Raw genomic sequence first — 13,140 nt, 5'->3', positions numbered from 1 at the left:
GAAAGGAGCGACACTGTGTCTTTTAGTATCGGACTGAGCGGCCTGCGCGCCGTCAACCAGGAATTGAGCGTCATCAGCAACAACGTGGCCAACGCCAGCACCGCCGGCTTCAAGTCCAGCCGTGCCGAGTTTGCCGCCATCTACGGCGGCGGCCAGGCCGGCGGCGTGGAGATGAACAACGTCTCCCAGAACTTCGATCGCAACGGCGACGTGACCCGGACCGGGCGCGGGCTGGATCTGGCGATCTCCGGCAACGGCTTCTTCGTCCTCAAGGACGGCAACGGCCAGACCTCCTACACCCGGGCCGGCATGTTCCAGCGGGACGCCAGCAACTACCTGACCACCGCCAGCGGCACCCGTCTGCAGGGCTACACCACCAACGAGGCGGGGGAGCTGCAGTCCGGCGTGGTGGGGGACATCCAGGTCAAGACCGGCAACCTGCCCGCCAAGCCCTCCGACACCCTGGAGTTCGTGGCGAACCTCAAGGCGGACGCCAGCATCATCGATCAGGCGGTACACCCGTTCGACCCTGCGAAATCCGACAGCTTCAGCTACTCCCAGTCCAGCAAGGTGTACGACTCCCTCGGGGTCGAGCACACCCTGACCCAGTACTTCGTGAAGACGGGCGAGAACACCTGGCAGGTCAACTACGCCTTCAACGGCACCCAGACCGGCACCCCGGTGACCATGGCGTTCAACACCAACGGCACCCTGAAGTCCCCGACCACGGCCCCGGTGCTGAACCTGGCCCCCGCGGGTGCCGAGCCCATTGCCCTCACCGCCGACCTGGCCAAGGTCAGCCAGTATGCCTCCGACTTCAACGCGACCCGCAACCAGTCCAACGGCTATACCGCCGGGGATCTGACCGGGGTCCGGGTGGATGCGGACGGCGGTGTCTATGCCACCTTCACCAACGGCCAGAGCCTGCTCCAGGGCCAGGTGGTGATGGCGAACTTCACCAACCCCAACGGCCTGCAGCAGGCCAACAACACCACCTGGCTGCAGTCGTTCAGCTCGGGTCAGCCCGTGTTGGGGGCGCCGGGGACCGGCACCCTGGGCGGCCTGACGGCGGGGGCCTACGAGGCCTCCAACGTGGATCTGACGGGGGAGCTGGTCAGCCTGATGACCTCCCAGCGCAACTACCAGGCCAACGCCAAGACCATCAGCTCGGCCGACAAGATGACCCAGGTGCTCTTCAACTCCTTCTAAGGTGTGATGCGTGGAAAAGCTTATCTATACCGCCATGTCGGGGGCGCAACACACCCTGATGGCCCAGCAGATCCGGGCCAACAACCTGGCCAACGTCAATACCGCAGGCTTTCGGGCCGATTTCGAGCGGGCCTCCGCCTACGCCCTGGCCGGTGACGGCTACCAGAGCCGGGTCATGGCCAGGGAGGAGCAGGCGGGCACCGATTTTCGGGCGGGCGCCCTGATGCAGACCGGCCGCAAGCTGGACGTGGCGATCCGCGGCGAGGGGTTTCTCACCGTGCAGACCGCGGACGGCAAGGAGGCCTACACCCGAGCCGGCAACCTGGAGGTGGACGGTGAGGGACTGCTGACCCTCAACGGTCGCCCCGTGCTCGGGGATGGCGGCGAGATGGTGCTGCCGGCCTATCGGGATCTGAGTTTTGGCAAGGACGGCTCCCTCAGCATCACCCCGCCGGGGGGCGGCGCCCGGCTGGACGTGGGCCGGCTCAAGCTGGTCAACCCGGATCCGGCCGAGCTGGTCAAGGGGGCGGATGGCCTGTTCCGTCAGCGCCAGGGCGGCGATGCGGAGATCAGCGAGCAGGTGGTGCTGGCGTCCGGCTTCCTCGAGGGGGCCAACGTGAACGCGGTGGACGAGCTGATCGGCAGCATGTCCCTGACCCGCAACTTCGAGCTGCAGGTGAAGCTGATGAAGACGGCGGACGAGCAGGCGAGACAGGGGGCCAGGCTGATTTCCGGCCAGGGCTGACAGAATGACGCAGGGTCGGTGTGGCCGACCCTGCACTAGCTTGATGAGGGCGCCAGGCGCCCTCCCATGAAGTGTGGAGAGACGAAGATGCATGCAGCGCTTTGGGTGAGCAAGACGGGTCTGTCGGCACAGGATGCCAAGATGGCCAGCATTTCCAACAACCTGGCCAACGTCAACACGGTCGGCTTCAAGCGCGATCGGGTGGCGTTCGAGGATCTGTTCTATCAGGTCCAGCGCCAGCCGGGGGCCCAGCAGGATCAGCAGAACCTGTCTCCCATCGGCATCCAGATGGGGAACGGGGTGCGGGTGGTCGGCACCCAGAAAGTGTTCACCCCGGGCCAGTTCCAGAACACCAACCAGGATCTGGACATGGCGGTGGTGGGCGCGGGCTTCTTCAGCGTCGAGCGTCCGGATGGCGAGACCGCCTACACCCGCAACGGCCAGTGGCACCGCAACGCGGAAGGGCTGCTGGTCAATGCCGACGGCCTGCCTATGCTGCCGCAGATCCAGATCCCGGACAATGCCACCAAGATCGCCATCGGCACTGACGGCACCGTGAGCGCCACCCTGCCGGGACAGCAGGAGAACGTGGAGCTGGGGCGCATCACCCTGACCAACTTCTCCAACCCGGCCGGCCTGGAAGCCCTGGGGGGCAACCTCTACCGGGCGACCGGTGCCTCCGGCGAGGCCATCGAGGGGGTGCCGGGTGAAGAGGCCATGGGGGCCATCAAGCAGTTCACCCTGGAGAGCTCCAACGTGAACGTGGTGGAGGAGATGGTGGACATGATCACCACCCAGCGCGCCTACGAGATGAACGCCAAGGTGGTCTCCTCCGCCGATCAGATGCTCAAGTTCGTGACCCAGGCCCTGTGATGATGAGCGCGCTGTGGCGTTGTGCCGTGCTCTGCCTGCTGCTGGGGGGCTGCTCCACCTATGAGTTGCAGGCCCCGGAACCCGGCGACGAGAAGTGGGCCCCCTCCCGCTCCGAGATGACGAAGGCTGGGGTGGGGGAGGATGGCAGCCTCTATCGTAACGATTACATGATGACCCTGTTCCAGGACCGCCGCGCCTACCGGGTGGGCGACATCCTGACCGTGATGCTGGAGGAGCGCACCCAGTCCAGCAAGAAGGCCAACACCAGTATGAACAAGGCCAGCAGCATCAATGTGCCGGCCCCCTCCATCGGCGGCGTGTCGCGGCCCGACTGGGGCGCCTCGGTCAGCGCAGACCGGGACTTCGACGGCGGCGCCACTTCCAGCCAGCAGAACACATTGGCGGGGGCAATTACTGTCACCGTGGCCGAGGTGATGCCGAACGGGGTGCTGGGGATCCGGGGGGAGAAGTGGATCCGCCTCAACCAGGGGGATGAGTACATCCGTCTGGGGGGCATGGTGCGGGTCGAGGACATCGACCAGAGCAACCGTATCTCCTCCCAGCGCATCGCCGACGCCCGCATCACCTATGCGGGACGAGGCGCCCTCGCCGACAGCAACCAGATGGGTTGGCTGGCGCGTTTCTTCAGCTCCGCCTTCGCCCCCCTGTGAGGACTCCAATGAACAGATGGTGTATCGCCTTGCTCTGCTGCCTGCTGCCGGGCATTGCCGCCGCCGCACCCGCCAAGCGGGCCCTGCTGGACATCGCCGATGTGCAGGGGATGCGCACCAACCAGCTGGTGGGTTACGGTCTGGTGGTCGGCCTCTCCGGCACCGGGGATCGCAGCCAGGTCAAGTTCACCGGCCAGTCCATGACCAACATGCTCAAGCAGTTCGGCGTGCAGTTGCCCGATGACATCGACCCCAAGCTCAAGAACGTGGCCGCCGTTTCGGTGCAGGCGACCCTGCCTGCCCTGGCGGGCAAGGGGCAGCTGGTGGACGTGACCGTCACCTCCATCGGCGATGCCAAGAGCCTGCGGGGCGGCTCCCTGCTGCTGACTCCCATGCGCGGCATCGACGGCGAGGTCTATGCGGTCGCCCAGGGCAACCTGGTGGTGGCCGGGGTCAAGGCCGAGGGGCAGTCCGGCTCCTCCGTCACCATCAACGTGCCGACCGCCGGCATCATACCGAACGGGGCCATCATAGAGCGGGAGGCGGCCAGCAACTTCTCGGACAAGCCGGAAGTCACCCTCAACCTCCATCAACCGAATTTCAAGACGGCTCGCAACGTGGAGCGGGAGATCAACCGCCAGCTCGGTCCCGTGGCCAAGGCGGTCAGCGCCGGTCGCATCCAGATCGCGGCCCCGCGCGATGAGAGTCAGCGCATCTCCTTCATGGCCCTGCTGCAGGATATCGAGATCGACATGGGCAAGGAGCGGCCGCGTGTCGTCTTCAACAGCCGCACCGGCACCGTCGTCATGGGGCAGGGAGTCAAGGTGCACAAGGCGGCGGTCAGCCACGGCAGCCTGACGGTGACGATCGGCGAGAGCCAGACGGTGAGCCAGCCCAATGCCTTCTCCAACGGCCGGACCACCACGACGCCCAACTCCCAGGTTCAGGTTGACCGGGAACGCAACAACATGTTTGTCTGGCCGGATGGCACCTCCCTGGAGGTGATCGTCAAGGCGGTGAATTCCCTGGGGGCGACCCCGGACGATGTCATGGCCATTCTGCAAGCCCTCGACGAGGCGGGCGCCCTCGAAGGCGAGCTGGTGGTCATCTAAGGATTGTTATGACCAGAATTACATCCGAGCCTGGTTTCTATCAGGATCTCAACGAGTTGCAGCAGATAAAGAGCAACCCGGATCAGCGTGCAGCCCTGGAGGCGGCGGCCGGCCAGTTCGAGGTGAGCTTCCTGCAGACGGTGCTCAAGCACATGCGCTCGGCCTCCGACGCCCTGCAGGATGACGAGGAGAGGATCATCAAGGGGGAGTCCCTCTACCGCGACATGTACGACAGCCAGCTCGCGATGAGCCTGGTCAAGCGCGGTGGCATGGGACTCAAGGAGCAGATGGTCAATCAACTGGCCCCCACATTAAAGAATGCCGAGCCCGTGGTCGCTTCAGAACCCCAGACCCTGGCTGCCTTCAGTCAGCCTCTGAATTCGGCAAAAATGAGGAAAGTTGACTGATGTCGCTGCTCAATATCGGTTTTAGCGGACTCAACGCGGCGCAGATCGCGCTCAACGTCACCGCCCAGAATATCGCCAACGTCAACACCGTCGGTTACAGCCGCCAGGAGGCCATGATGGGCAGCCTGTCGGGCTTCGGCCGGCTGGACAACGGCATGGGGGTCGAGGTGACCGGGGTTCGCAGGATCACCGATGACTACCTGGTGTCCCAGCACTGGCGCAGCCGCTCATCGACCGGCGCCTCCTATGCGTTTCACCAGTACATCAACACCACGGAGCAGCTGCTCGGTAGCGAGTCCATGAACATCGCCAAGGGGCTGGACAGCTTCTTCGCCTCCCTGAGTGCCGCCCTCGACAGCCCGGAGACGCCGGCCCAGCGCAGCCAGATCGTCAGCTCGGCCGGGGCGCTGGCCAACCGGTTCGGCCAGCTGAACGAGAGCCTGCTGACCCAGGAGAAGCAGATCGACGATCAGCTCGGCAGCACCATCACCCAGGTCAACAGCTATCTCAAGCAGGTGGCCGAACTCAACACCCAGATCGGCGAACAGGCCTCCAAGGGAGTCAACACCTCGGCGCTGGAAGACAGCCGCGAGCAGATAGTGCGTGAGCTCTCGACCTTCATGGAGGTGAGGGTCAACCGCCAGAGCGACGGCTCCTTCTCCCTGAGTCTGCCCCAGGGCCAGCCCCTGGTGCTGGCGGGCAGCAGCAGCACCCTCTCCCTGGCCGGCGACACCCTGAGCCTGAGCTTCGGGCCGCAATCCTTCGAGGTCCCCAAACTGCAGGGAGGCACCCTGGCCGGGGTGCTGGAGTATCGCACCACAGTGCTGCGTCCCCTGCGCGACGAACTGAACCAGATCGCGAAGAAGCTGGCGGACGACTTCAATGCCAAGCAGGGGGCTGGGATCGATCTGAACGGCGATCCGGGCAAACCCCTGTTCAGTTACGATCCCCTCAATCCGTCCGGCACCCTCAAGGTGGCCGACGGCTTCACCGGCGATCACCTCGCCTTCGCCAAGGCGGGTGGCGGCGGCGGTGACAACCGCAACCTGCAGGAGCTGCTGACCATCAAGGACAGCCAGTACGACGCCTACAGCGCCCTGCTCGGCAAGATGGCGGTGCAGAGCGGCCAGGCCAAGGCGACCATGGAGGCGGACGCCAACATGGAGAAGCAGCTCGCCACCAAGCTCAGCAGCGTCAGCGGGGTCAACACCGACGAGGAAGGGGTCAAGATCATGGCCTACACCAAGGCCTACCAGGCCAATGCCAAGGTGATCAGTACCTCGGATCAACTCTTCAACTCCATCCTGAACATGTTCTGATGAGGACGGCATGAGAATCAGCACCAGTCAAATCCAACTCTTCAACTCCAGCCTGAACATGTTCTAACGAGGGCGATATGAGGATCAGCACCAGTCAAATCCAACTCTTCAACTCCATCCTGAACATGTTCTGATGAGGGCGGCATGAGAATCAGCACCAATCAAATCCAGCTCAGCATGCTCGACAATCTGCAGCAGGGGTTCGGCGAATACGCCCGTCTGGATCGCCAGATAGCGTCCAACAAGCGGATCCTCCAGCCCTCGGACGATCCGGTCGGCAGCGTGCAGCTGCTCGGCCTGAAGAAGGAGCAGGTGGCGATGGCGCAGTACCAGAAGAACATCGCCAACGCCAAGAGCCAGCTCTCCCAGGGGGAGCTGCAGCTCGAGACCATGACCAACATGCTGGGTCGCCTGCGGGAGCTGACCCAGACGGCCGCCACCGGTTCCCTCTCCGAGGACGATCGTCGTGCCGTGGCCAGCGAGGCAGCCATCATCAAGGATGGCTTGCTGGATCTGGCCAACGCCCGCAACGAGAACGGCTCCAGCCTGTTCAGCGGCAGCCAGGTGGACAAGACCCCCCTAGTCCAGGGGCCGGGTGGCGACTATGTCTATCAGGGGGACGCCCTAGTGCGCGAGGTGGAGATCGCCCGCGGGGTGACTGTCTCCCTCAACCAGACCGCCGACACCCTCTTCATCCAGAACGGGGACTTCTTCAAGCAGCTGGACGACATGGTGGCGGCCTTCGATGCCGGTGCACCGGATGCGGCGGATCAGGCCAGAGCCATGCTGGATCGCGGCAAGACGCTGCAGGATGACATCAGCCAGATGGTCAGCACCATAGGGGCGCGCATCAACCTGCTGGATCAGGTGGACGAGGGGCATGCCGAGAAAGGCACCTATAGCAAGGAAGTGAGCAATCAGATAGAGTCCCTCGACTATGCCGGGGCCGTGACCCAGCAGGCCCACGTGCTGATGGCCCTGCAGGTGCAGCAGCAGGCCTTCGCCAAGGTCAATGGCCTGAGCCTGTTCAACTACATGCCCTGAGTCGGTCTAAGGAGCCAGGATGCAGATTCAACAAACCCGCCCGGGCGGCGTGGCCGAGACACCGGCCCAGCCCAGGCTGCAAGGGCGTTCGACTGCCCAGACCGGCTCCCCGCAGACTCCCCGCAACGAACGTCAGCCCAACGTCATCCGGCTCGATCGCTGGGCTTTGATCGGCACGGCGCAGCAGCGCATCGCCCATGCCCAGGGGAGCGAGCAGGCCCTGAGTCAGGTCTGGGGCGAGCTGAAGCGCCTCGAGCAGCAGCTCGGCCAGCAGAAGGCCGCGAGCGGAGATCTGGTCTCCCGCCTCAAGCTGCTGGAAGAGAAGCTGACCCAGCCCCAGGCGCCGCTGACGAGCGAACTCAGGCCCCGCCTGCTGGCGTCGGCCGCGGACAGCCGGGTGCACTACGGCGCGGAACGGCTCGATCTGCTGAGCCCCAGGTCGAGCGCCGAGCGGATCGTCTTCTCCTTCCCCCAGACCAGCAGCGCCGTCGAGGTGCTGCTGCCTGCCGATGCCAGCGAGTCGGAGGCCGCCTCCCGGCTGGATCGCGCCCTGCGCAAGGAGCACATCCAGGCTCGCCTGAACGAGCTGGGCAAGCTGGAGCTGAGCGTGCCGGATCAGCACAGGCGCAAGCTGGACGAGCCCGTGCTGCTGAGCGGGGAGGGCATTCGCATCCCGGCGGGCAACCCGGTGCCGGTGCAGTTCAAGCAAAGGGCCGGGCAGCTGACCCAGCTAGGCGAAGGACTCGACAAGGGGGAGCTCAAGCAGGAGCAGCAGCGCCTGAAGCGGCTGCTCGGGGAGATAGAGCAGTCGGTGCGCGAGCTGAAGCAGTTCCGCCAGAAGATGGTCAAGCAGCTCGATCGGGTGAAGGCGCGCAGCCAGCACCTGCAGGAAGAGGAGCTGACCCAGTTGCAGGGCAAGCTCAGCCTGCAGCTCAAGGAGGGGGGCTTCATGGGGACCATGTCCGGCCTGCTGGCCCAGGCCAATGTGTCGCGCCAGAACGTGGCGGCGCTGCTGACCTAGGGTCTGGACGCCCCCTTCACAACAGGAAACCGCCATGCAGCCAGCTGGCGGTTTCCTGTTTTCAGGGCTTGAGCAGGGCGTACAGGGAGATATCCGACGCGAAGCCGGAGTCGCTGAGCCCTTGCTCTATGGTTTTGAGAAAGTGCGCATTGTGCTGGCGTATGGTGTGATAGCTGTAGAAGAGGTTGACCACGTCCTGCTCTTCCAGCGCCCTGTCCATGGCCAGCAGGCAGAGGTAGTTGCGCAGCAGGAAGTAGTCGATCACCAGCAACTGATAGGCCTGGAACCTGTCCCCCTGCACCAGCGGGAAGTTGTGGTGATAGACGTAGTAGAGCAGGTAGTTGTCCATGATATGGGGGCGCTCGGCCAGGAAGGGGGCGACCCTGTCGTGCCAGACCTGCTGCAACCCTGCGATCTTGCCCTCATCGTAGACCCCCTCCAGTACCACATTGATCTTGTCGAGGCAGGCTTGCATGGTCTGGCGTCCCCGCCGTCCCTGGGAGTAGGCCAGCAACTGGTGGGTCATGGTCCTCAGTCCCCACCATTGCAGCCGGGGCAGGGCGGGCAACTGTTCGAACATGGTGTGGAGTTCCCCCCGCTCGGCCAGCACGGCCACCTGGTCGAGGAAGGCCTCGTGGGACAGCTGCCCAGGATCCCGGTGGATCAGCATGCCGATCAGCCACAGCCGCAGCTCGACCGGGAGGTCGGTGGCGGCCAGCACGTGAATGCTCAGGCTGTGCAGGGTGGCCATGGCGGCGGGGGGCGGGGCGAAGGGCAGGGAGTGTGCCAGCTCGGTCACCTCTGTCTGCATCGCCATGGGGTCCAGCAGCAGTTGCCGGCATACCTGGGGGCAGGAGAGCATCAGGGACTTCTTGAGCTGGTTGCCGATCCGGGTCTGGGCCCTGGGGTAGGTCTTGCAGGTCTGGCTCAGGGCATCCGGACCCGCCTTGCTGTGGATCTGGCACAGTCGCTTCTCATCGAGGAAGGGGCAGGCACCCTGCTCGTCGAGTTTGATTTCCCCCCAGCGTTCGTTGCTCTGCTTCACCTTGATGATGTGCAGCTTGCTCAGGGACTTGACCGTGGGATCGGGGTGTCGCTCGTAGTTGCGGAAGGTCTGCTTGTCGATGGTGATGGTCCAGCTGTGACAGCAGTTGTCCTCGCAGCGATCGCCGATGCACTGGAAATGTTGAACGAAATGCGGTGTGTAGAGCGAGGCAGCCATGTCGCCATCCGGTAGTGAGAGGTGGCATTTTAAAAGCAATAAGCATGCCGGAAGATTGTGGCAATCAACCCCGGCGTCCGGGAGCGCGGGGAGAGAAAAATATACGGTGGCGTGGCTACATTTTTGCGGCAAAGGGGTCGTCTATATGTGGTGTCAACCTAACAGGCTGCAGTGCAGCGTTTAACTCGAGGAATACATCATGGGCTTGTCCATCCATACCAACTTCGCCTCTCTGACCACCCAGAACCAGCTGAACTCCACCAACAAGATGCTGGGCACCGCCATGCAGCGTCTGGGCACCGGCCTGCGCATCAACTCCGCCGCCGACGACGCCGCCGGTCTGCAGATGGCCACCCGCCTGCAGGCCCAGTCCAACGGCCAGAAGGTCGGCATGCGCAACTCCCAGGATGCCATCTCCATGATGCAGACCGCCGAAGGGGCCATGGACGAGATGACCAACATCGTTCAGCGCATGAAGGATCTCTCCACCCAGGCGGCCAACGGTACCACCAGCACCGAGGACTACACCGCCCTGGACGCCGAGTTCAAGGAACTGGCCAAGGAGCTGACCAACATCACCGACAACACCACCTTCGGTGGCACCGCCCTGTTGAAGAAGGGGTCCGGCAACTTCGAAACCGCTGCCGTCAAGTTCCAGATCGGTGGTTCTGCCAGCGAAGTGCTGAGTGTGGATGTGAGTACCGCCTTGAAGAAGGTGACTGGTACCACCGCAGGCTCCGGCCTGGACGGCACCGCAGTGAAGGGGGGCGGCATCGCGACCCAGGCTACTGCTAACGCCGCCATCACCGAGATGGATACCTTCCTGAAGGACATTGGTACCGTTCGCTCCGCCTTCGGTGCCAACATCAACCGTCTGGAGCACACCGTCAACAACCTCTCCAACATGAAGGAGAACACCGACATGGCGAACGGCCGCATCATGGATGCCGACTTCGCCCAGGAGAGCACCAACATGACCAAGAACCAGATGCTGATGCAGGCTGGCATGTCCGTGCTGTCCAACTCCAACCAGATGACCGGCATGGTAACTTCCCTGCTGCGTTGATCCTGGCGGCACCCATCCTGGCGATGGGTGCCCTCTTCCCCTCACGGCTTCCCTGTTCTCCCTTCCCCGCTTTTTTCATCACAATTTTCGTTCGCCATTCAAGTCCTGCCTCTGCCCGGTCGCTTCTCCTCTTAGTACGGTTATCCGCTGCGGTAGCAGCCTTTTTCGAGGAGTAAAACCATGGGTTTGTCCATCCACACCAATTTCGCCTCTCTGACCACTCAGAACCAGCTCAACAACACCAACAAGATGCTGGGCACCGCCATGCAGCGTCTGGGCACCGGCCTTCGCATCAACTCCGCCGCCGATGACGCGGCCGGCCTGCAGATGGCCACCCGTCTGCAAGCCCAGTCCAATGGTCAGAAGGTCGGCATGCGCAACGCCCAGGACGCCGTCTCCATGATGCAGACCGCCGAAGGGGCCATGGACGAGATGACCAATATCGTTCAGCGCATGAAGGACCTGGCCACCCAGGGCGCCAACGGTACCTCGAGCGCGGAAGATCGCCTGGCCATCGGTACCGAGATGAAGGAGCTGACCGCCGAGCTGAAGAACATCAGCGACAACACCAAATTTGGTGGTGAAACGCTGATCAGCGATGCGGGCAAGTTCGGCGCCGGCACCGTGACCTTCCAGATCGGTGGCACCGCCGCCGAGAAGCTGGACGTCAAGGCCGACACCAACGTCCAGGCCGTGAATGCCGCCATCACCACGGCGACCACGGATCTGGCCACCGCCGACGTGGCGGCCTCCGCCCTGGCCTCCACCGACTTCAATGCGCAGATCACCAAGATGGAAGACGCTCTGGACTTGATCGGTACCGCCCGCTCCCAGTTCGGTGCCAACATCAACCGTCTGGAGCACACCGTCAACAACCTCTCCAACATGAAAGAGAACACCGACATGGCGAACGGTCGCATCATGGATGCCGACTTCGCCCAGGAGAGCACCAACATGACCAAGAACCAGATGCTGATGCAGGCTGGCATGTCCGTGCTGTCCAACTCCAACCAGATGACCGGCATGGTGACCTCCCTGCTGCGTTAATGCGTTGCCGGGCCGCCCCGTCGGGGCGGCCCCTGTCTGACAACCGCCTGCCGGTTGGAAAGGAGAGAACCGGTCCTTTCCAACAGGCAGGCCACCGAACAAGGGGAGAGAGATGCAAGTAGATCCGGCCAGCATGGCGATGCAGCTGGTAGCCGTCGAGCGCCAGAACATGGACAAGCTGCTGAAGAAGCAGCTGGACAGCGTCAAGGCACAGCAGAGCGCCATCAGCACCCTCACCACCAAGCTGTCGAGCTTCCAGACCCTGCTCAAGGATCTGAACAAGGCGAGCAGCCTGCAGGCGCAGAAGGCGACCATGTCCCAAGACGGGATCATGACGGTGACGAGCAATGGCAAGGCCAGCTCGGGCCAGTACAACTTCTTCGTGGAGCAGCTCGCCCAGTCCCATCAGGTCGGCCTTCAGCTCGACAGCGACACGGCGCCGCTGCCCGCAGACGGCGTGCTCTCCCTGACCGTCAAGGGCAAGACCCTCGACATCGATCTGGCGACCCTGCCGGCTGGTGCCACCGCCAAGGATCTGGTCTCCCAGATCAACAATGCCAAGGACAACCCCGGGGTGAAGGCGACCCTAGTGCGTACCGACGGCAAGGTCAGCATGGTGCTGACCAGCAAGGAGAGCGGGGTGGAGAACGCCATCACCCTCAATTACAGCGGCGATGCGGCCAATGCCCTCGGGGTGGCCGTGGCCGGCAAGACGGACATCACCCAGGCGCAGGACGCCAAGCTGCAAATGGGGGGCGACAACCCGCTCACCATCACCTCGTCCAGCAACAAGATAGAGAACGTGGTGGACGGCCTGACCTTCCAGTTGACCAAGGCGCAGAAGGCGGGGGATGCGCCGCTGCTGGTGACGGTGGATCAGGACAAGGAGGCCGTCACCGGCTCACTCAAGAAGTTCGTCGACAGCTACAACGAGCTGGTGGATGAGCTGGCCAAGATGACCTCCAGCGATCCCAAGGCGCCGGGGGCCCTCTCCTCCGACAGCGGGGTGCGCAGCCTCAAGAGCCTGATCGCCCGCAGCGTGCGGGATCTGCCCGATGACCTGACCCTGGGGAGCCTCGGGATCAAGACCGACAAGGCGGGCAAGCTCTCCTTCAACGAGACCGACTTCAACAAGGCGCTGGAGAAGGATCCCGAGCTGCTCGGCAAGGCACTGATGGGAGACGATGGCCTGCTCAAGCGGATGAGCAATGCGCTCGACCCCTATACCAAGCGGGACGGCGCACTCAAGGGGCGCAAGACCGGTCTGGAGGCGAACGAGAAGCGGGTCAACGAACGGATGGAGGCGCTGGATCGGCGCATGGATTCCGCGTATAAGCGCTACCTCAACCAGTTCACCACCATGAACCAGATGTTGCAGACCATGGGCGCCCTGTGAGACGGCGT

13 protein-coding genes are annotated in these 13,140 nt (G+C 63.6%); 12 read left to right on the top strand and 1 reads right to left on the bottom strand.

What is annotated here, in order from left to right; genetic code table 11:
• Window positions 1-15: 15 nt before the first annotated feature.
• The 9 genes from flgEL (at window position 16) to I6L39_RS04150 (ending at window position 8,401) form a co-directional block, all read left to right on the top strand.
• Complete coding sequence (gene flgEL, locus I6L39_RS04190; RefSeq protein WP_216991116.1) at window positions 16-1,209, top strand: lateral flagellar hook protein FlgEL; 1,194 nt, start codon at window positions 16-18, stop codon at window positions 1,207-1,209.
• Window positions 1,210-1,219: 10 nt separating this feature from the next.
• Complete coding sequence (gene lfgF, locus I6L39_RS04185) at window positions 1,220-1,954, top strand: lateral flagellar basal-body rod protein LfgF (RefSeq protein ID WP_216991115.1); 735 nt, start codon at window positions 1,220-1,222, stop codon at window positions 1,952-1,954.
• Window positions 1,955-2,041: 87 nt separating this feature from the next.
• Window positions 2,042-2,827, top strand: coding sequence for a flagellar basal-body rod protein FlgG (lfgG, locus tag I6L39_RS04180; protein ID WP_209794215.1), 786 nt, complete (start codon window positions 2,042-2,044; stop codon window positions 2,825-2,827).
• Window positions 2,827-3,498: a flagellar basal body L-ring protein FlgH gene (gene flgH / locus I6L39_RS04175; protein WP_209794214.1), complete on the top strand. Its 672-nt coding sequence runs from the start codon at window positions 2,827-2,829 to the stop codon at window positions 3,496-3,498. Before lfgG ends, flgH begins: the two co-directional genes overlap by 1 nt.
• Before the next feature lie 8 nt (window positions 3,499-3,506).
• On the top strand, window positions 3,507-4,610 hold the full coding sequence (gene fgIL, locus I6L39_RS04170; RefSeq protein WP_209794213.1) for a flagellar basal body P-ring protein FlgI: 1,104 nt from the start codon (window positions 3,507-3,509) through the stop codon (window positions 4,608-4,610).
• Between the two features lie 8 nt (window positions 4,611-4,618).
• Entirely contained in the window at window positions 4,619-5,017 is a 399-nt protein-coding gene (locus I6L39_RS04165) for a rod-binding protein (protein WP_043762724.1), read from the top strand.
• Window positions 5,017-6,336 (top strand): lateral flagellar hook-associated protein LfgK, encoded by a 1,320-nt coding sequence (gene lfgK / locus I6L39_RS04160; RefSeq protein WP_216991114.1) that lies wholly within the window; start codon window positions 5,017-5,019, stop codon window positions 6,334-6,336. Before I6L39_RS04165 ends, lfgK begins: the two co-directional genes overlap by 1 nt.
• A 144-nt stretch (window positions 6,337-6,480) precedes the next feature.
• Window positions 6,481-7,380 (top strand): lateral flagellar hook-associated protein LfgL, encoded by a 900-nt coding sequence (gene lfgL / locus I6L39_RS04155; RefSeq protein WP_216991113.1) that lies wholly within the window; start codon window positions 6,481-6,483, stop codon window positions 7,378-7,380.
• Between the two features lie 19 nt (window positions 7,381-7,399).
• Entirely contained in the window at window positions 7,400-8,401 is a 1,002-nt protein-coding gene (locus tag I6L39_RS04150; protein WP_216991112.1) for a hypothetical protein, read from the top strand.
• Window positions 8,402-8,462: 61 nt separating this feature from the next.
• On the opposite strand, the gene fliB is transcribed toward I6L39_RS04150, so the two are convergent.
• Window positions 8,463-9,623 carry a flagellin lysine-N-methylase gene (gene fliB / locus I6L39_RS04145; RefSeq protein ID WP_216991111.1) on the bottom strand — a complete coding sequence of 387 codons (1,161 nt, stop codon included), beginning with the start codon at window positions 9,621-9,623 and terminating at the stop codon, window positions 8,463-8,465.
• A 199-nt stretch (window positions 9,624-9,822) separates the two neighbouring features.
• Between fliB and lafA (I6L39_RS04140) the strand changes: the two genes are divergently transcribed.
• The 3 genes from lafA (I6L39_RS04140) to lafB all read left to right on the top strand — a co-directional run bounded on the left by lafA (I6L39_RS04140) (window position 9,823) and on the right by lafB (window position 13,132).
• On the top strand, window positions 9,823-10,689 hold the full coding sequence (gene lafA, locus I6L39_RS04140) for a lateral flagellin LafA (RefSeq protein ID WP_216991110.1): 867 nt from the start codon (window positions 9,823-9,825) through the stop codon (window positions 10,687-10,689).
• Between the two features lie 180 nt (window positions 10,690-10,869).
• Complete coding sequence (lafA, locus tag I6L39_RS04135; protein WP_216991109.1) at window positions 10,870-11,736, top strand: lateral flagellin LafA; 867 nt, start codon at window positions 10,870-10,872, stop codon at window positions 11,734-11,736.
• Window positions 11,737-11,848: 112 nt separating this feature from the next.
• Window positions 11,849-13,132, top strand: a complete 1,284-nt coding sequence (gene lafB / locus I6L39_RS04130; RefSeq protein WP_216991108.1) for a lateral flagellar capping protein LafB — start codon at window positions 11,849-11,851, stop codon at window positions 13,130-13,132.
• Window positions 13,133-13,140: the final 8 nt, after the last annotated feature.

The organism is Aeromonas sp. FDAARGOS 1409, from assembly GCF_019048705.1.
In the GTDB taxonomy this organism is placed as follows: domain Bacteria; phylum Pseudomonadota; class Gammaproteobacteria; order Enterobacterales; family Aeromonadaceae; genus Aeromonas; species Aeromonas sanarellii.
Note: the sequence above shows the minus strand (reverse complement) of the source record. Positions and strands in the feature narration are given on the sequence as shown.

What these genes read in the sequence shown, in the direction of transcription:
- lfgK (WP_216991114.1), top strand. Translation starts at nt 5,017, where the DNA reads ATGTCGCTGCTCAATATCGGTTTTAGCGGACTCAACGCGGCGCAGATC.
- flgH (WP_209794214.1), top strand. Translation starts at nt 2,827, where the DNA reads ATGATGAGCGCGCTGTGGCGTTGTGCCGTGCTCTGCCTGCTGCTGGGG.
- fgIL (WP_209794213.1), top strand. Translation starts at nt 3,507, where the DNA reads ATGAACAGATGGTGTATCGCCTTGCTCTGCTGCCTGCTGCCGGGCATT.
- I6L39_RS04150 (WP_216991112.1), top strand. Translation starts at nt 7,400, where the DNA reads ATGCAGATTCAACAAACCCGCCCGGGCGGCGTGGCCGAGACACCGGCC.
- lafB (WP_216991108.1), top strand. Translation starts at nt 11,849, where the DNA reads ATGCAAGTAGATCCGGCCAGCATGGCGATGCAGCTGGTAGCCGTCGAG.
- lafA (WP_216991109.1), top strand. Translation starts at nt 10,870, where the DNA reads ATGGGTTTGTCCATCCACACCAATTTCGCCTCTCTGACCACTCAGAAC.
- I6L39_RS04165 (WP_043762724.1), top strand. Translation starts at nt 4,619, where the DNA reads ATGACCAGAATTACATCCGAGCCTGGTTTCTATCAGGATCTCAACGAG.
- lfgG (WP_209794215.1), top strand. Translation starts at nt 2,042, where the DNA reads ATGCATGCAGCGCTTTGGGTGAGCAAGACGGGTCTGTCGGCACAGGAT.
- fliB (WP_216991111.1), bottom strand. Translation starts at nt 9,623, where the DNA reads ATGGCTGCCTCGCTCTACACACCGCATTTCGTTCAACATTTCCAGTGC.
- lfgL (WP_216991113.1), top strand. Translation starts at nt 6,481, where the DNA reads ATGAGAATCAGCACCAATCAAATCCAGCTCAGCATGCTCGACAATCTG.
- lafA (WP_216991110.1), top strand. Translation starts at nt 9,823, where the DNA reads ATGGGCTTGTCCATCCATACCAACTTCGCCTCTCTGACCACCCAGAAC.